At 75.6% G+C, this 18,360-nt stretch carries 12 protein-coding genes; 8 read left to right on the top strand and 4 right to left on the bottom strand.

Annotated features, from left to right (window positions below):
* Window positions 1–100 precede the first annotated feature (100 nt).
* The 4 genes from BJP59_RS16795 to BJP59_RS16780 all read left to right on the top strand — a co-directional run bounded on the left by BJP59_RS16795 (window position 101) and on the right by BJP59_RS16780 (window position 5,842).
* Complete coding sequence (locus BJP59_RS16795; RefSeq protein ID WP_194521513.1) at window positions 101–1,243, top strand: N-acetylglucosamine kinase; 1,143 nt, start codon at window positions 101–103, stop codon at window positions 1,241–1,243.
* Window positions 1,240–2,127, top strand: coding sequence for a MurR/RpiR family transcriptional regulator (locus BJP59_RS16790; RefSeq protein WP_021482220.1), 888 nt, complete (start codon window positions 1,240–1,242; stop codon window positions 2,125–2,127). Before BJP59_RS16795 ends, BJP59_RS16790 begins: the two co-directional genes overlap by 4 nt.
* The gene (locus tag BJP59_RS16785) at window positions 2,124–5,057 is read left to right on the top strand and encodes an FAD-binding and (Fe-S)-binding domain-containing protein (protein ID WP_194521512.1); all 2,934 of its coding nucleotides are present in this window, start codon (window positions 2,124–2,126) and stop codon (window positions 5,055–5,057) included. Before BJP59_RS16790 ends, BJP59_RS16785 begins: the two co-directional genes overlap by 4 nt.
* Before the next feature lie 164 nt (window positions 5,058–5,221).
* On the top strand, window positions 5,222–5,842 hold the full coding sequence (locus tag BJP59_RS16780; RefSeq protein ID WP_194521511.1) for a M15 family metallopeptidase: 621 nt from the start codon (window positions 5,222–5,224) through the stop codon (window positions 5,840–5,842).
* 94 nt (window positions 5,843–5,936) lie between these two features.
* On the opposite strand, the gene BJP59_RS16775 is transcribed toward BJP59_RS16780, so the two are convergent.
* A complete protein-coding gene (locus BJP59_RS16775; protein WP_021483283.1) occupies window positions 5,937–6,212 on the bottom strand; it encodes a type II toxin-antitoxin system Phd/YefM family antitoxin in 276 nt (91 codons plus the stop codon).
* A gap of 614 nt (window positions 6,213–6,826) precedes the next feature.
* Between BJP59_RS16775 and BJP59_RS16770 the strand changes: the two genes are divergently transcribed.
* The 4 genes from BJP59_RS16770 (at window position 6,827) to BJP59_RS16755 (ending at window position 14,297) form a co-directional block, all read left to right on the top strand.
* Window positions 6,827–10,504 carry a PQQ-dependent sugar dehydrogenase gene (locus tag BJP59_RS16770; protein WP_228485141.1) on the top strand — a complete coding sequence of 1,226 codons (3,678 nt, stop codon included), beginning with the start codon at window positions 6,827–6,829 and terminating at the stop codon, window positions 10,502–10,504.
* A 94-nt stretch (window positions 10,505–10,598) separates the two neighbouring features.
* Window positions 10,599–11,618, top strand: a complete 1,020-nt coding sequence (locus tag BJP59_RS16765; RefSeq protein WP_228088017.1) for a sugar phosphate isomerase/epimerase family protein — start codon at window positions 10,599–10,601, stop codon at window positions 11,616–11,618.
* A 33-nt stretch (window positions 11,619–11,651) separates the two neighbouring features.
* The gene (locus BJP59_RS16760) at window positions 11,652–12,926 is read left to right on the top strand and encodes a hypothetical protein (RefSeq protein ID WP_194521510.1); all 1,275 of its coding nucleotides are present in this window, start codon (window positions 11,652–11,654) and stop codon (window positions 12,924–12,926) included.
* Between the two features lie 132 nt (window positions 12,927–13,058).
* On the top strand, window positions 13,059–14,297 hold the full coding sequence (locus BJP59_RS16755) for a DUF916 domain-containing protein (protein ID WP_194521509.1): 1,239 nt from the start codon (window positions 13,059–13,061) through the stop codon (window positions 14,295–14,297).
* Window positions 14,298–14,401: 104 nt separating this feature from the next.
* Here the strand turns inward: BJP59_RS16755 and BJP59_RS16750 are convergent, their stop codons facing one another.
* From BJP59_RS16750 to BJP59_RS16740, 3 genes are read right to left on the bottom strand one after another with little or no spacing between them, the layout of a single operon-like run.
* A complete protein-coding gene (locus BJP59_RS16750) occupies window positions 14,402–15,946 on the bottom strand; it encodes a glycosyltransferase 87 family protein (protein ID WP_194521508.1) in 1,545 nt (514 codons plus the stop codon).
* Window positions 15,947–15,993: 47 nt separating this feature from the next.
* A complete protein-coding gene (locus BJP59_RS16745) occupies window positions 15,994–17,307 on the bottom strand; it encodes an MFS transporter (RefSeq protein WP_194521507.1) in 1,314 nt (437 codons plus the stop codon).
* 60 nt (window positions 17,308–17,367) lie between these two features.
* A complete protein-coding gene (locus BJP59_RS16740; protein WP_194521506.1) occupies window positions 17,368–18,279 on the bottom strand; it encodes a PhzF family phenazine biosynthesis protein in 912 nt (303 codons plus the stop codon).
* Window positions 18,280–18,360: the final 81 nt, after the last annotated feature.

Here is an 18,360-nt window from a genome sequence, read left to right as displayed (position 1 = left end):
GTGGACCGGGCGGCGTACGGTGAGCGCACGCAGCCCGGACGCCCTGGCAAGAATCTCCCTTTTGCCTCTCTGCTGTGAAACTTTGTGCCACACTGGCCCCGTGAGCAGCAGCACGCCCGAGGGCCCGTGGGTCGTCGGGCTCGACGTCGGGGGGTCGGGGAGCCGCCTCCTCGCCCGTCGCCTGCCCGCTGCGGCAGGCTCCGGTGCGAAAGCGGACGACGTCGCGCTGACCGGCCGACCGGTCGCGATCGGGCCCACGGGGAGCGACGCCGCGGACGTCGTGCGCGATCTCCTCGACCGGCTCCGGGACGCGGTCCCCACCCTCGCCGCGGACGGCGTCGCCGCTGCCGCGGTCGGTGCGACCGGCCTCGCGTCCCTCGTGCGCGACCCCGCCGAGCTGCACGCCGCGCTGCGCACGAGCCTGCCTCACGCCGCGGGCCCCGCGGTCGACGGCGACCCGTCCGTCCGGCCCGGCCCGCGCACCGCCGTCGCTGCCGACGCGCTCACCGCGCACCTCGGCGCGCTGGGCGGCCGTCCCGGCGCCGTCGTGGCGGTCGGCACCGGGGCGATCGCGCTCGGCACCGACCTGCGGACCGTGTGGCACCGCGTCGACGGGTGGGGCCACCTGCTCGGCGACCTGGGCTCCGGGTCGTGGATCGGCGCGCAGGGGCTGCGGGCCGCGGTCGCCGCGCACGACGGCCGCGACTCCGGCGGCTCGCCGGCGCTGCTCGCCGCCGCCGTCGCGCGGTTCGGCCCGGTGCCGTCGTGGCCCGGGCAGCTCTACACGCGCCCCGACCGCGCCCAGGTGCTCGCGTCGTTCACGCCCGACGTCGCGGCCGCGGCCCGTGCCGACGACCCCGTCGCGCGGCAGGTCCTCGCGGGCGCTGGGACCCACCTCGCGACGACGCTCGTGGCTGCGCTCGTCGACGGCGTCCCGCCGCTCGCCGCCGCGACCGGCGGGGTGCTGGGGATCGGCCCGCTGCTGACGGACGCGTTCCGGGCGCGGCTCGCCGTGCTGCGGCCGGACGTCGCGCTCGTCGACCCCGCGGGCACGCCGCTCGACGGCGCGCTGCACCTCGCCACGCGCCTCGCGACCGATCCGGGCTCCGTCGTCGGGCACGCGCCCTGGCTCACGCTCGACGACCCCGCCGCGCCACCGACCGCCGCGCCACCGACCGCCCTGCCGCCGGGCGCGCCCGGCACCGCCCCGCAGCACCCGACCACCGCCGAGGAGACCCCATGACCGCCGACGGCCTCGTCCGCATCCGCCAGGCCCTGCCGAGCCTGCGGCCCGCCGAGGCGCGCATCGCCGAGGCCGTGCTCGCCGACCCGGCGGCCGTCGTGGGCAAGACGATCACGGAGCTCGCCGCGCTCGTCGGGACGTCGCAGGCGACGGTCGTGCGGTTCTGCCGCGCCGTCGGGTACGCCGGGTACCCGGAGTTCCGCATCGACCTCGCGCAGGCGACGAGCCGCCGCGCCGTCGAGCAGGAGCGCGCGAACGTCGCGCACGGCGAGATCGACCCCGACGACACGCTGCACGACGTCGTCACGAAGATCGCGTTCCACGAGGCGCGCACCATCGAGGAGACGGCGCGCATGCTCGACCTCGACGCGCTGGAGCAGGTCACCGCCGCGGTCGCGCAGGCGACGCGGATCGACCTGTTCGGCGTCGGGTCGAGCGGGCTCACGGCGCAGGACCTCGCGCAGAAGCTCCAGCGCATCGGGCTGCTGTGCTTCGCGTCGCCGGACCCGCACGTCCAGCTCCAGTCCGCGGCGCTCCTGGCCGAGGGCGCCGTCGCGGTCGGCGTCTCGCACAGCGGGCTCACCGTCGAGACGAACGACGCCCTGCGCATCGCGCGCGACCGCGGCGCGACGACCGTCGCCGTGACGAACTTCCCCGAGTCGCCGCTCGTCGAGCACGCGGACCTCGTGCTGACGACGACGGCGCGCGAGACGCAGTTCCGGTCCGGCGCCCTGTCGAGCCGCATCGCGCAGCTCGCGCTCGTCGACTTCCTGTTCGTGCGCGTCGCGCAGCGCCTGTACGACCGCACGACCGCGAACCTGCGCGCGACGTACGAGGCCGTGCAGCCCCACCGCCTCGGCTACGACCGCCGGACGCGCCCGTGACCGCCGTCGAGACGCCCGGCCTCGAGCTGCGCACGGACCTCCTCACGCGGGTCGCGCAGGCGCACGACGCGTCGCACTACCTCCTGCGGCCCGAGGTCGTCGTCCGCGCGCACGACCGCGACGGCGTCGTCGCCGCGATGCGCGAGGCGACCCGCCGCGGGCTGCCGGTGACGTTCCGCTCCGGCGGCACGAGCCTGTCCGGCCAGGCGTCGGGCGCGGGCGTGCTCGTCGACACGCGCACGCGCTTCACCCGGGTCGAGGTGCTCGACGGCGGCGAGCGCGTGCGCTGCGAGCCCGGCGCGACGCTGCGGCTGGTCAACGCGCACCTGCTGCGGCACGGGCGCCGGCTCGGCCCGGACCCGGCGAGCGAGATCGCGTGCACGATCGGCGGGGTCGTGGCGAACAACTCGTCGGGCATGTCGTCGGGGACGGCGCGGACCGCGTACCGGACGGTCGAGGCGATGACGGTCGTGCTCGCGAGCGGGACGGTCGTCGACACGGGCGCGCCCGACGCCGACGCGCGCCTGCGCGCCGCCGAGCCCGCGATCCACCGCGGTCTCGCGGAGCTGCGCGACCGCGTGCGGGGCAGCGCGGCGGCGCGCGCGGAGATCGAGCGCCAGTTCTCGATGAAGAACACGATGGGCTACTCCGTCAACGCGTTCCTCGACCACGACGAGCCCGTGAAGATCCTCGAGCACCTGCTCGTCGGGAGCGAGGGCACGCTCGGGTGGGTCGCCGACGTGACGTTCCGGACGGTGCCGCTCCTCGCGCACGCGGCGACGACCCTCCTCGTGCTCGACTCGCTGGAGCACGCCACGGACGCGCTCGTGCCGCTCGTCGCGTCGGGCGCGGAGGCGATCGAGCTGCTCGACGCGGCGTCGCTCCGCGTGGCCGCGGCGGACCCGGCCGCCGACCCCTCGATGCGCTCGCTCGCCTCCGGGGCGGGGATCCGCCGGCAGACCGCGCTCCTCGTCGAGTACCGGGCCGCGACCCCCGAGGGTCTCGCGCCCTTCCAGGAGGCGGCGCGCGACGTCGTCGGCTCGCTCGCCGGATCCCTCGCCGTCCCCGCCGCGGTGACGACCGACGCCGCGACGCGCGAGCGCCTGTGGCGCGTGCGCAAGGGCCTGTACACCGCCGTCGCGGGCGCGCGGCCCGCGGGCAGCACCGCACTGCTCGAGGACGTGGCCGTCCCCGTCGCCGACCTCACCGCGACGGTGCGCGACCTCGGCGCACTCTTCGAGCGCCGGGGCTACGGCGACGCGGTGACGTTCGGGCACGCCAAGGACGGCAACCTGCACTTCATGATCACGCCGCGCCTCGGCGACCGCGCCGAGCTCGACCGGTACGCGGCGTTCAGCGACGACCTCGTCGACCTCGTGCTCGGCCACGGCGGCACGCTCAAGGCCGAGCACGGCACCGGCCGCATCATGGCGCCGTTCGTGCGGCGCCAGTACGGCGACGAGCTCTACGCCGTCATGCGCGAGGTCAAGCGGCTGCTCGACCCGCACGGCCTGCTCAACCCGGGCGTCGTGCTCACCGACGACGACCACGAGCACCTGCGCAACCTCAAGGTCGAGTCGTCGGCGGGCGGGGACGACGCGGCGCTCGTCGACCGCTGCGTCGAGTGCGGGTACTGCGAGCCGGGCTGCCCGTCGCGCACCGTGACGACCACGCCGCGCCAGCGGATCGCGCTGCTCAAGGAGATGGCCGCCGCGCCGCCCGCCGAGCGGCGCGAGCTCGAGCGGCAGTACGCCTACCAGGGCGTCGCGACGTGCGCCGCGGACTCGCTGTGCGTCGAGGCGTGCCCCGTGGGCATCGACACGGGCGTCGTCATGAAGGGCCACCGCGCGCGGTCGCAGCCGCGGCTCGTGCAGCGCGGGGGAGCGGCCGCCGCCGAGCACTGGGGGACCGTCGTCACGGGCCTGCGCGCCGCGCTCGGCGTCGTCGAAGCGCTCCCGACGCCGCTCGTGCGCGTCGCGTCCGACGTCGCCCGCGGGGTCGTCGGGACGGACGTCGTCCCGCGCGTCGACGCCGACCTGCCCGGCCCGGGGCCGCGCCGCGGGACCACGGCCGTCGTGCCCGACGGCGGCGCCACCTCCGCGCGCGCGGTGCTGTTCGCGTCGTGCATGGGCGAGCTCTTCGCGCCCGCCGGTGCCGGCCTGCCCGCGGGCGCGTGCGGCGGGGACGGCGCGAGCCGCCCGGTCGGGGCCGAGGCGGCGTTCCGGGCGCTGTGCGAGAGGGCGGGCGTCGGGCTCGTGGTCCCCGACGGGATCGGCGGGCTGTGCTGCGGCACCCCGTGGTCGTCCAAGGGCCTGCCCGACGGCGCGGCCGCCATGGCCCGCAAGGTCGTGGACGCGCTGTGGGTCGCCACGCGCGAGGGCGAGCTGCCGGTCGTGTGCGACGCGTCGAGCTGCACCCACGGCCTCGCCGAGACGGCGCGCCACCTCACCGGGACGGACCCGCGCGACGAGCGGACGCGCGACCGGTTCGCCCGCCTGCGGGTCGTCGACGCCGTGACGTTCGTGCGCACCGACGTGCTGCCCGGCCTCGCGGCCCGCGGGGTCGACGTCGCGCGGGCGGGGGACGTCGTCGTGCACCCGACGTGCGCGACCGTGCACCTGGGCGCCGTGGACGACCTGCGGGCCGTGGCGGAGGCCGTCGCCGAGCGCGCCACCGTGCCGACGGCCTGGGGCTGCTGCGGGTTCGCGGGCGACCGGGGGATGCTGCACCCCGAGCTCACCGCGGGCGCGACGCGCGCCGAGGCGGACGAGGTCGCGCACCGCGCCGGCACGCTCCCCGAGGGGCGCTTCGACGCGTACGTGTCGAGCAACCGGACGTGCGAGATGGGCATGTCGCGCGCCACGGGCGAGGACTACGTCCACGTGCTCGAGCTCCTCGAGGCGGCCACGCGTCCCGGCGCGGCCGTCTGACCCCCGCGCGGTCGAGCCGGGAGCGGGCGATCGCGGTCGAGCCGGGAGCGGGCGCTCGGCGCGGTCGCTGCGACGCGGGGAGGCGGCAGACCGCTCGTCGCGGTGCATAGGGAGTGCCGACCGGTGGACGCCACCGCCGGCGCGCCCCCCAGGAGGACGACCGGATGGACGGCATCACCGCGATCGCGCAGCGCGTGGCTGCCATCGAGGCGACCCTCAGTCCCGCCCGCGCCGTCGACGTCCGTGCTGTCGATCCCGGTGCGGCGCAGGCGGTCGCGACCGGCTCCGGCGCGCGCTTCGACGAGCTCCTCAGCACGGTGCTGGCGGGCTCGACCGGCACCGGCAGCACCCCGGTGGCGGGAGCGACCGGTCCCGACCGGACGCGCACGGTCGACGGCGTCCCCGGCGACCTCGCGGCCTACGGCAACGGGAAGATCCCCCGGACCGCCCTGCAGGAGGTCGGGACGACCGGCCACCGCCTCTGGGCGCCCGCGGGCCAGGCGCTCGAAGGCCTGCTCGCCGAGGCGGCGCGCGACGGCGTCCGCATCGGCATCACGGACTCCTACCGGTCCTACGACGCGCAGGTCGACGTCGCCGCGCGCAAGGGCCTTTACTCCCAGGGCGGGCTCGCCGCCGAGCCGGGGACCAGCCTGCACGGCTGGGGCATCGCGGTCGACCTCGACCTGGACGACCGGGCCCAGGCGTGGATGCGCACCAACGGCGGCCGCTTCGGCTTCGTCGAGGACACCCCGCGCGAACCGTGGCACTGGGTGTACCGGTCCTGACCACCGCGGTCGCGACCTTGTGCGGTAGGCGTCGCAACAACCGCTCGGCCGCGGTCGCGACCTCGAGCCGCCACGCTGGGGGTCTGGTCGGCGGTCACCGGGCCGGCAGCCCCGACCGTGCTCGCAGGTCGTCACCGGACGTCGTCGCGCCCTCGGCGGCGGCGCGACGGGCCCCGTCGACGTCGTCGAGCACGCAGGGCTCGGACAGCCAGAACAGCGTCTCGCGCAGCGACTCGAGGTAGTCCCCGGCCATCAGCACCGCGGCACCGCGCCCCTGCCGGGTGATCCGCATGATCTGGAGCTCTCGCTCGGCCTCGTCCACCAGGGCCGACAGCCTGTCCCTCGCCTCGCTCAGAGCTACCGACTTCATGCGCTCATACTGTCCGGACTACGAGCCTGTGAATAGCCTCATTCTTGCCAAAGAGGCACCCCCTTCTTCCCGTGCTCGCGGCCTTCTCGGCCCACGGGACGCCGGGAGGCCCGCGCAGCGGGCGTGCAGGCCGTCGGCCTCGACGTGCTCGACGGCGGATCGTTGGCGGGATCTCTGCGCGCTCGAGGTCAGCTCCCGAACCCGACAGCGCAGTCAGGATTCGGCTGCGTTCCTGCCTCTAGTCCGTGCATCGGCGGACTTTCGACTTTTGATTGACACCCGACAGAAGCCTCGTAGGATGACGACCGAGTGGTAGGTGAATTTCACCCGACCGCTACGGCCCGACCGCCTCCGCGCGTGCCCCGGTGCACGTGGTGGCACTCTCCGTCCGCACGACGACGTGCGGGGGGATCGCGCTCGACGACGAGACGAGGAGGACCACCGGGCAGGGGGCGCGCAGCCCTCCCACCAGCACAGACAGACCGAGCCGCCCTGATTCCGTCGTTGGCGCGACGGGGGCGACCCGGTCCGGATGACCCCTCACAGGCGACTGAACCTCACAGGAGCGGCATCAGATGAAGGATATCGACCGGCGTACGCGCCGGAACCGGCGGGTGACCGCGGCTCTGGCCGCCGGCGCCCTCGCGCTCACGGGCCTGGGCGCGGCGACGGCACCTGCCGTCGCGCACGACGGCGTCGACCACGGCGCGGAACCGGGTGCCGAGGCGGCGCTCGACTGGTCCAACTACGAGCGCGTGCTGCTGACGAAGGACGTGGGCGAGCCCATCGACCTCGCGATCCTCCCGGACTCGCGCGTCCTGCACACGGCCCGCAACGGCGACGTGCGGCTCACCGACCCGGCGACGGGCGTCACGCGCGTGGTCACGACGCTCGACGTCTACGCGAACTCGGAGGACGGCCTCCAGGGCGTCGCGCTCGACCCGGAGTTCGAGGACAACGGGTGGGTCTACCTCGTCTACGCGCCGCGCGACGCGGACGGCGACGGCGTCGCGGACACCCCGACGGGCAACGCGCCCAACTCGCTCCCGGCGGGCGAGGACGAGAGCTACTGGGACCGCTGGGTGGGCGTGAACCGCCTCGCGCGGTTCCAGTGGACGGGCGACACGATCGACCTCGCGAGCGAGCAGGTGATCCTCGACGTCGAGGTGCAGCGCGGCCAGTGCTGCCACGTCGGGGCGGACATCGACTTCGACGGCGACGGCAACCTCTACCTCACGACGGGCGACAACACGCCCGCGAGCACCCCGGGCGCGAACGGCTTCGCGCCGAACAACGACGCCCCCGGCATGAACCCCGGCTTCGACTCGCGTCGTGGCGCGGGGAGCACGAACGACCTGCGCGGCAAGATCCTGCGGATCCACGTCGAGGACGACGGCTCGTACTCGATCCCCGAGGGCAACCTGTTCGCGCCGGGCACCGAGGGCACGCGCCCCGAGATCTTCGTCATGGGCGTGCGCAACCCGTTCCGGTTCGAGGTCGACCCGGAGACGAACTCGCTCTCCTGGGGCGACTACGGCCCCGACGCGACGAAGGCGGTCGCGGAGACCGCGGGCCGCGGGCCCATGGGCCTCGTGGAGTGGAACGTCGTCTCGCTCGACGACCCGCACAACGCCGGCTGGCCCTACGTCCAGGGCGACAACTTCGCCTACAACGACTGGGACTTCGCGACGGGCACGCCGGGGGAGTTCTTCGACCCCGAGAACCTCGTCAACGACTCCCGCTGGAACACGGGCCTGCGCGAGCTGCCGCCGGCCCGCGCCGCGACGCTCTGGTACGGCGACAACCCGGGCGACCAGCCGTGGGACGAGCTCGTGAACTTCGGCTCCGGCTCCGGCCAGGCGCCGATGGGTGGTCCCGTCTACCACTACGACGCCGACAACCCGTCGACCACGAAGCTCCCCGCGTACTGGGACCGCAAGGCGTTCTTCGGCGAGTTCTCGCAGGACTACCTCGCCGCGTTCACGGTCGACTGGGAGACCTTCGACGTCACGCACATCGAGGACTTCCTGCCGAACGCCGCGCTCGCCGCGGCGGGCCAGCCGCCGCACGACAACCCGATGGACCTCGAGTTCGGTCCCGACGGCTCGCTCTACGTGCTCGACTACGGCGACGGCTTCTTCCGCGCCAACCCCGACGCGGGCCTGTACCGGATCGACTACGCCGAGGGCAACAAGGCGCCCCAGGCCCGCTTCACCGCGACGCCCACGTCGTCGTCGCAGGCGCCGCTCGAGGTGACGTTCGACGCGTCGACGTCGTCCGACCCCGAGGGCGACGACCTCACCTACGCGTGGGACGTGGACGGTGACGGCACGTTCGACGCCGAGGGCGTCCGGACGACGCACACGTACACGGAGATCGGCGCGTACACCGCGCGCCTGCGCGTCACCGACGCGTCGGGCAAGTTCTCCCTCACGTCGCGCGTCATCTCCGTCGGGAACCAGGCGCCCGAGGTCACGATCGAGTACCCGGCCGACGGCGCGTTCTTCGACTGGGGCCAGGCCGTCCCGTACCAGGTGACCACGACCGACGCCGAGGACGACCTCGGCGGCGGCGAGGCGCCGACCCCGCACCTCACGTCGGGCGACCAGATCGGCGAGTGGCTCGCGGACGCCATCGGGCACGACGTCCTCGTCGAGACGCTCGGCGTCGACGCCGAGACGCTGGGCGAGGCCTCCGGCTTCACCCTCGACGAGCTCGTCGCGATCTCCGGCGGTGCCGTCACCGCGCAGATGGTGGCGGACGTGCTCGAGGCGTACGCCGCCGCGTTCGAGGACCCGCAGGCGGGCTCGGGCACCGTGTGCTCGCGCGTCGCGTGGACCTACGGCCTCGGGCACGACGAGCACGCGCACCCCGAGTCCACGGGCACGGGCTGCACGGGCGCGTGGCGCACCGACCCCAACTCGCCCGAGCACGGCCCGGGCGCGCTCCTGTACGGGGCGGTCGTCGTCACGTACACCGACGCGGGCCACAACGGCCTCCCGCCGGCCACGGGCGAGGCGACGCTGCGCCTCAACCCGAAGGAGCAGCAGGGCGAGCACGCGATCGGCCGCGAGGGCGTCGAGGTGTTCGCCGACGCGACCGCGCGGGGCGGCAACGCCGTCCGCGGGCTCGGCGCGGGCGACTTCCTGCGGTACGACCCGGTGAGCTTCGCCGGGATCGACGGCGCCGTGGTCCGCGCGAGCGGCGGCGGCGAGCTCGAGCTCCGCTGGGGCGCGGCCGACGCCGAGCCGTTCGCGACCGCCGTCGTCCCCGCGGGCGAGGGCTGGCAGGACGTCGAGATCACGTTCGACGCCCCCGAGGGCTCGGGCACGCTGTTCGTGACGTCGTCCGACGAGCTCGCGGTGGACGCGATCACCATGGTGGGCGCGGGCGCGGCGGACGTCACCGCCCCGACCGTCGCGCACACGCTCGCGCCGGAGACGCCCACGGGCGTCGGCGGCGTGTTCAACGAGCCGGTGCGGTTCTCCGTGCAGGCCACCGACGACGGCGCGGTCGCGAGCGTGCAGTACTCGCGCGACGCGGGCGCGACGTGGACGAACCTCGCGGCGAACCAGCAGTACGGCGTGACGTTCTCGCAGGACGGCGCGTACGACCTGCTCTACCGCGCGACCGACACGGGCGGCAACGTCTCCGAGGCCGGCGCGGTGTCGTTCACGATCGACCTCGACGCCCCGGACGAGCCGACGGTCGCCTCGGCCACGACGGTCTCCGTCGGCGCCGCGCGCGTCTCCTACGGCGCGCCGGGCGAGGCCGTCGTCACGGTCACGGGCGAGGGCGGCACGCCCACGGGCGAGGTCGTGCTCACCACGGGCGAGACCGAGGTCGGGCGCGGGACGCTCGCGGACGGCACGGCGACGATCGCGATCGACCCGTCGCTCGCCGTCGGGACGCACACCCTCACCGCGACGTACGGCGCCGACGGCGTCTACACGGCGTCGGCGGGGACGGTGCGCCTCACGGTGGCCCAGGCCCGGTCGACCACGACGGGCAGCGTGGCGCCGAACCCGGTGAAGCCCGCCGTCGCGGCGAAGGCGACGCTCCACGTGGAGTCGTCGACCGGCGTCGTGCCCACGGGCGACGTGCAGGTGACGGTGCGCAAGAACAACGGCACCGTCGCGTCGCTCACCGGGACGCTCGACGAGGCGGGGGACGTCGTCGTGACGCTCCCCAAGCTCGCGGCGACCGGCACCTACCAGGTGCAGGCCCGCTACCAGGGGTCCGCCGGGGTCGCGCCCAGCACGGTGAACCTCACCCTCACGGTCCGCAGCTGACCGTCCCACCGGTGGCCCGGGCGACCCGCCCGGGCCACCGGCCCCCAGGCGTCCCCGGGTGCGGTCCCGGGGCGGCTCACCTCGAAGGAGAGACATGAGTTCACACCACCACCCGACGGTCTCGGCCAAGCCGATGACCCGTCGCAACCTGCTCAAGGCGCTCGCGGCGTCGTCGGTCGCCGTGGGCGTGGGGGCCGCCCTCGGTCCGTCGGCGGCGAACGCGCTCGGCGGCGCCCTCCCGACGGCGGTCGCGCCGTCCGGCGGGCGCAACCGGCTCGTGCCGGTGAACCGCATCGGCATCCAGCTCTACACCGTGCGGGACAAGGTCAGCTCGCTCGGGTTCCGGGCCGTGTTCGAGGAGCTCGCCGACATCGGCTACTCCGAGATCGAGTTCGCGGGCTACACGCAGGGGAGCGTCGGCGCGATCACCGTGCCGGAGATCCGGCAGCTGCTCGACGACAACGGCCTGCGGGCCGTCGGTGCGCACGTCAACCTCACCCCGGCGAACATCGACGCCGAGATCGAGAAGGCGCTCGCGCTCGGCATGCCGCACCTCGGCCAGGGCGGACCCATCGCGGGCGGCTACGGCGGACCCATCCCCAAGGCGCAGTGGCTCCAGGCCTGCGAGACCTGGAACCAGATGGGCGAGAAGGCCCGCGCGGCGGGGCTCAAGCTCTACTCGCACAACCACGCCCAGGAGTGGGCGTTCACCAGCGACGACCCGAACCAGCGCGTCTACGACCTGCTGTGGGACAACCTCGACCCCGAGCTCGTGTTCTTCGAGATGGACGTCTACTGGGCGTACGTGGGCCGCCACCTGTACCCCGGGTTCGAGCCGATCGACTACGTCACGCGCGACCCGCGCCGCTTCCCGATCCTGCACCTCAAGGACGGCAGGACGAACGAGTCCAGCGGCAACGGCTACGACATCATCGAGTTCGGCGCCGGCGACATCCCCTACCAGGCGTTCCTCTCCCAGCTCCGCGACCGAGGGCAGCGGTTCGGGCTGTACGAGCAGGACAACGCGGCGACCGTGGCCGAGCCCGGCAACGCCCTCAACTCCCTGGGCAACGCCCGCCGCAGCTACGGCGAGATCTCCTCGCTCCGCGGCTGACGCGGACCGACCACACCTGACAAGGAGCATCACATGAAGTGGAAGTGGAAGGTCCCGGCCGCCGCGCTGCTCGCGGTGGCCACGGCCACGGCGGTCGCGCCCGCGGCGCAGGCCGCCGACGTCGAGTGCACGACCGACCTCGGCGACCGGACCGTCAGCGGCGACCTCGTCGTCCCGGGGGGCGCGGACTGCGTCCTCGGTGGCGCGACCGTCGAGGGCGACGTCGTGGTCCAGCCGGGCGGCTGGCTCGACGCGACGTCCGTGGCCGTCGGGGGCGACGTCGTCGCGACCGACGCGTACGGCGTGCTGCTCGACGGCACGAGCGTCGCCGGGGACGTCAGCGTCTACTCGGCGGGCACCCGGAACGGGTTCTTGTACCTCAACGACCTCACCGTCGGGGGCGACGTCGCGGCCGGGGGCGTGGACGTCGAGATCAGCGACTCGACCGTCTCCGGCGGGCTGCTCACGCAGGAGGCGAGCTACGTCGACCTGCTGCGCACGTCCGTGCGCGGCGACGCGACGCTCGACGGCTCCGCGTTCGGCGTGACGGTCGCGGGCGCCGTGGTCGGGGGCACGCTCACCGTGAGCAACGGTGCGCGCGACCTGCTCGTCGGCGCGACGGCGTCCGGAGAGGCCGACGAGTGGGGCAACGCGGTCGCGGGCGACCTCGTGCTCAGCGGCAACGCCGGCAACCTGCGGGTCGCGGGCACGGCGGTCCAGGGCACGATCCGCGCGACGGGCAACGACCCGGCCGCTGTCCTCGGGCCCGGGAACACCGCGGGCGGCGTCGAGGGCGACCACACCGGCGAGGAGCCGGGGGCCGCGCCCGAGGGCGACCAGGCCGTGGCCGTCACCGTGCCGCAGCAGTCCGGGGGCGAGCTCACGTGGTCGCTCGAGGGCTCGTCGCGCCTCGTCGACCTCGGCGTCGCCGACGAGGAGCTCAGCTACTACCAGGCCCAGGGCCAGCTCGTCCCCGTGCGCGTGCAGGACACGCGCGCGGGCGACCCGGCGTGGTCGGTCACCGGCCAGGTGTCCGACTTCACGGCGGGCGGCCAGACGGTCGACGGCAAGCACCTCGGCTGGACGCCGGGCGTCATCGAGAACGGCGGCGACGCGGTCGCCGGCGCCCCGGTCGCGTCCGGGTTCGACGAGGGCGAGGGCCTCAAGCAGGCACGCACCCTCGCGCGGGCCGACGAGGGCCACGCGCGCGGCGCGTCCGTGGTCGGGGCCGAGCTCGACCTCAAGATGCCGCTCGACACGCCGCGCGGCACCTACACCGCGACGATCACGCTCACCGCACTGGGCTGATCCCGCGGGACACCGCAGCCCGGCCCGGCACGGGCCGGGCGACCGGTCGGCCACCACGCACGCCGTGGTGGCCGGCCGGTCCGGCGGCTCTCGTCCGAGCCGCCCCACCTGCACCGACGAAGGACCGAGCGCATGACCCACCGCCGCACCTCTCCCGCCCCCGCGTCCCGTGCCCTGCGCGCGCTCGCCGGGCCCCTGCTCGCGCTCGCGCTCCTCGGCGCGCCCGCCGCGGCCGCGCTCCCCGGGGACACCGCGCCTGCCGCGGCCCCCGGCCAGGCCGCGCCCGCCGCGCGGACGGCCGTCGCGACCGACGACGCCCCCGCGCCCGACCCGGAGCAGACCGTGCAGTGGGGCGTGCGCCCGGGAGACACCGCCCAGGGCGTCGACCGTCCCAACTTCGCGTACTCGCTCGCGCCCGGCGGCTCCCTGCGCGACAGCCTCGTCGTCTCGAACCACGGCGACACCCCGCTCGCGCTCGCCGTCTACGCCGCCGACGGCTTCCTCACCGACGACGGCACGCTCGACCTCCTCCCCGCAGGCGAGGAGTCGACCGCGCTCGGGTCGTGGATCGCCCTCGACCAGGCCGAGGTCGAGATCCCTCCGCAGGAGCGCGTCGAGGTCCCCTTCGCCGTCACCGTGCCCGACGACGCGACGCCGGGAGACTACGCCGCCGGAGTCGTGTCGTCCCTCGTCGTGGTCGCCGAGGACGGCGTCACGACCGACCGGCGGCTCGGCTCGCGCGTGCACCTGCGGGTCCAGGGCGAGCTCGCCCCGGCGCTCGCGGTCGACGACGTGCGGCTCGCCTACGACGGCACGCTCAACCCGTTCGCGCCCGGCAGCGCGACCGTCACGTTCACCGTGACGAACGAGGGCAACGCGCGCGTCGCCCCGGCGACCGCCGTCCGCATCTCCGGGCCGTTCGGGCTCGGCGCGACGTCCGCGACCGACATCGACGTGCCCGAGCTGCTCCCCGGCTCGTCCGTCGAGCGGACCGTCGAGGTCGACGGCGTCTGGCCGCTCGGGCGCGAGGTCGCGACGCTGACGGTCGGCGGCGAGGTCGTGCCGCTGCCCGGGACGGTGCCCGACCCGGAGGTCGTCGTGCCGGGCGTCGTCGCGACCGCCACCACCTGGGCCGTGCCATGGGTCGCGCTCGGCCTCCTCGCCCTCGTGGCGCTGGTCGTCGTCTGGCGCGTCCGCGCGCGGCGCCGGGCGCGGACCGCCCAGCAGCGCGCGGTCGACGCCGCCGTCGCCGCCGCGCTCGCCGAGCGTGCCGCGGGCGGGGCGGACGAGCCGACGACGGAGGAGTCGCCGAGCGAGCCCGTCGGCACCCCCGCACCGGACGGGGACCCCCTTGCGAGACCTGCGCCGTGAGGTGTCCGGGCACGAGCGGTGGCGGTGGACACGGCATCACCTGGAGCGCCTGAGCGGCCGGAGCGATACCGGGACCTACGCCTGAGCGACCCTGCCCCGCGGGCTCAGCCTCTTGGCCGCGTGACGTCGTCGTGCGGGACGAGCACCTGCACCCCCGGCCGGTCGACGACGGTCGTCGTCGTGGCGTCGAGGGTCTGCCAGGTCTCGTCGCTGAACCCGTTGCCGGTCGACCGCACGAGCACGGCGGACGACCCCGACGTCAGGTAGCGCAGCGCCTCCTCCTGCCAGGCGAGGTTCCGACGGCGCGGCACCGGCTCGCCGGCGGCGTCCCGCGCGCCGTGGTCGTACGAGTACCCCGACAGGTCCACGGGGAGCTCGCAGCCGCGCTCGAGGTCGCGGCTCAGCACGTCGAGGACGGCGAGGACCCCGGGGGAGTCGGCGCGGACGCAGCCGTCGTCGGGGAGCGCCGCCGCCACCTCGGCCGTCGGGAACGGGGCGAGGCGCGGTGCGGTCTGCACCGCGGCCACGAGGAGGGCTGTGGCGCCGATGCTCAGGAGCGTCCCCGCCGCGACCCGGCTCGGGCGGGGCAGGAGCGAGCACGCGGCGGCCAGGACGAGGACCAGCGCCGGTGCCGAGAACGCCGCGTACTGCGGGTACGCGGACGGCGAGAGCAGCAGGACGCCGACCTGCACCGCGAGCAGCACGACCCACAGCCTCCCGCGCCGCCCGACCCACGCCGCGACCGCGGCGACCGTCGCGAGCGCCAGCACGGTCCACGCCACGGCGAGCTGCTCCTGCTCCGGCACGAGGTCGCGCAGGCCGCCGGTCCCCGTGAGCCACACGAGCCGCTGCTCGAGGTCCGTCGTCGCCGGGGGCCGGGTGAGCTGGTCGAGCACGACCATGCGGACCATGTCCGACCCCGCGGCGAGGAGGAACGGGCCGAGGACCGCCACCAGCGCGACGACAGCGCCCGTGGCCGCACGGGCCGCGGTGCGCCACCCGGCGGCGAGCAGCAGCCAGAGGAGCACGACGAGCAGCGGCACCACGCCCCAGATCTTGACCGTCGCACCGAGCCCGAGGACGGCCCCGCCCGCCCAGAGCCACGGGCGCTCGCGGCCGGTGCCCTCCTGGCGCCGGTCGAGGCCGCGGAGCAGCAGCACGACCCCGCCGAGCAGGCACAGGGAGCCGAGCGGTTCGAGGAGCGTGAGCCGCTCGGCCCACGCCGCGGCGTACGACAGCGCGTAGAGGACGCCGCCCACGACGGCCGCCGTCGTGCCCCACCGGCGCGCCACGCGCGTCACGAGCACGGCGTTGGCCGCGCCGACGAGCATGATGCCGACGCGCGCTGCGACCAGGGCGTGGTCGTCGCTCGTCCACGTGGTGAGCGCCGCGAAGGGCGTCAGGGCGAGCGTCGAGCCGGGCGGGTGCAGCAGGAGGAAGTCGCGGTAGGGCACGCGGCCGTGCACGAGCGCCACCGCGGCCGAGAAGTACACGCCGTCGTCGTAGCCGCGGTACCCGCCGATCCCGGCCGAGCCGCCGACGAGGTGCCACCGCACGAGGAACGCCATGCCCGCCACGACGGCGGCCACGACCCACCCCCACCGCGCGGCAGCGGGCGCTCGGCGCGGGGTACGGGCTGCCAGGCTCACACCCGCCAGTGTGCGCCGGGGCCGCGGCGGGCGCGCGACGCGTCCCCCTAGCGGGACCCGACCGGGCGCTCCCGGCCGGGCTCCGGCAGGTCGTCGGCCGGGGCGGGCGCCGCCGGGCGCGGCAGGGGCCGGACCTGGCCCGCGACCGCGAGGGACAGCACCGTCGCGGCGCAGATCACGAGGAGAGCGTGGCGGGCCCCGACGCCGTCGACCAGCAGGCCGAGCAGCGGGGGAGCGCTCAGCATCGCGACCGTGGAGAACGACGTCGCGACCGCGACGCGGGGTGCGGCGTGCGCGGGATCGTCGGACGCCGCGGCGATCGCGACGGGGTTCGCGAGCGCCGCACCGCAGCCCCACAGGACGATCCCCACCCACGCGAGCGGCAGCGTGGGCGCGAGGCCGAACACGAGGAGCCCGACGAGCGCGGAGGCGCCCGACGCCCGGAGCACCGCGACGCGACCGAACCGGTCGATGAGCCCGGTGCCGGCGAACCGGAACACCGTCATCGCGCCGACGAACGTCCCGTACGCCACCGCGCCGAGCGCCTCGCGCACGTCGAACCCGTCGACCACGGCGATGGACAGCCAGTTGCCCGCCGAGCCCTCGGAGAGCGACGACGCGAGCAGCACGAGCCCGATGAGGAGGGTGCGCGGCTCGCGCCACGCGGCGAGCGCCGCGCGGACGCCCGCGCCGCGCCGGGGTGCGGGGGCGCCGTGGGCCGCCGCCGTGCGCGCCGCGGCACGCTCGGGCGCGATCGCCGTCGCGGGCGCGATGAGGAGCGCGCGGGCCGCCGTGACGACGAGTGTGACGACGACGACCTGCGTGGCGATGCCCACGTGCGCCCACGAGAACGCGGCGGCGACGAGCGCCCCGCACGCCGCCCCGATGGAGAAGGCCGCGTGGAAGTGGGGGAGGATCGCGCGCCCGACGTGCTGCTCCACCGACGCCGCGCAGATGTTGATGGGGACGTTGGTCAGCGCGCCGCACATGCCGTTGAGGAACGCGCCCGCCGCGAACACGCCGACGCTGCCGGTCGCCGTGCCGAGCGCGACGAGGCCGAACCCGACCACGTTCGCGGACGTCGCGACGACGAGCGTCGTGCGGCTGCCGAAGCGCGCGACGACCGCGCCCGTCACGACGACGGCCGTGAGGGTGCCGACCCCGCCCACGACGAGCAGCGCGCCGAGCTGGCCCGAGCTCAGCCCGAGCGCCTCGCGCACCGACGGCAGGCGGCTCATCCACGACGTGCCGATGACGCCGAACAGCGCGAACTGCACCATGAGCGCCCACCGGGCGCGCGAGACCAGGGCGCGGTCCGTCAGGGCGCGCGCCGGTCCGGAAACCGGAGGGTTTGTTGACACTTGCCCGAGTCTACGGAGCGGGCGGGCCCCCGGGCCTCCGTTTTCCGCGGCGGCGACCCGTCAGAGGCGGACGGTCCCCGCGACGCACGTGACGCTCGACCCGCCGACCCAGACGGTCCCGGCGCCGTCGCGCTCGACGTGCACGCGCCCCGCCCGGCCGAGTGCGGCGCCCTGGGCGGCGACGAAGCGCCCGGGGAGGCGGCCGTCGCGCGTGAGCCACTGCCCGACGACGGCGTTGAGGCTCCCGGTGACCGGGTCCTCGGGGATGCCCATGGCGAGCGCGAACCCGCGCACCTCGACGGCCGTGCCGTCGGGGCCGCCGTCGTCCCCGTGCAGGCCGGCGACGCCCACCGAGAGGTCGGGGCGCTCCGCGCGCAGCCGGGACCAGTCGGGGGTCAGGCTTGCGACACGTGCGGCGGAGTCGAGCAGGGCGACGCGCCAGCCCGGCCCGTTGTCGAGCACGCGGTGGTCGAGCACGGCCTCGTCGGGGACGCCGAGCGCGGCGACGATCGCCGCGAGGTCGTCGGCCGGGACCGGCTCGTCGGCGAGCAGCGCGGGCGCGGCGAACGCGAGCCGCTCCGTGCCCTCCTCGCGCCGGATCGTCACGAGCCCGACGCCGCACTCCTGCACGACGACGTCCCCCGCGCGCGGGCTGCCGCCCGCCTCGAGCCACGCGTGGCACGACCCGAGCGTCGGGTGGCCCGCGAACGGCAGCTCGCCCGCCGGGGTGAAGATCCGCAGGCGGTAGTCGGCGCCGCCTGCGGCGCCGTCGGGCGTGGGCGGCAGGAGGAACGTCGTCTCGGAGAGGTTGGTCCAGCGCGCGAAGGCGGCCATCTGCTCGTCCGTGAGGCCGACGGCGTCGAGCACGACCGCGACGGGGTTCCCGAGGGTCGGCGTGCGGGTGAAGACGTCGACCTGGGCGAACGGGCGGGACGCGGTCCGGTCGGCGATGTCTCCGTGGCGTGCGGTCATGCCGTGAGCGTACGTCCCCGCTGATGGGAGCACTTTTGTCGACGGTGCGACGGAAGTTGTAGACACATCGATAGAACGGGG

Source organism: Cellulosimicrobium sp. JZ28 (genome assembly GCF_015327065.1).
GTDB lineage: Bacteria > Actinomycetota > Actinomycetes > Actinomycetales > Cellulomonadaceae > Cellulosimicrobium > Cellulosimicrobium funkei.
The sequence above is the reverse complement of the archived record's forward strand: the minus strand, read 5'-3'. Positions and strand labels throughout refer to the sequence as shown.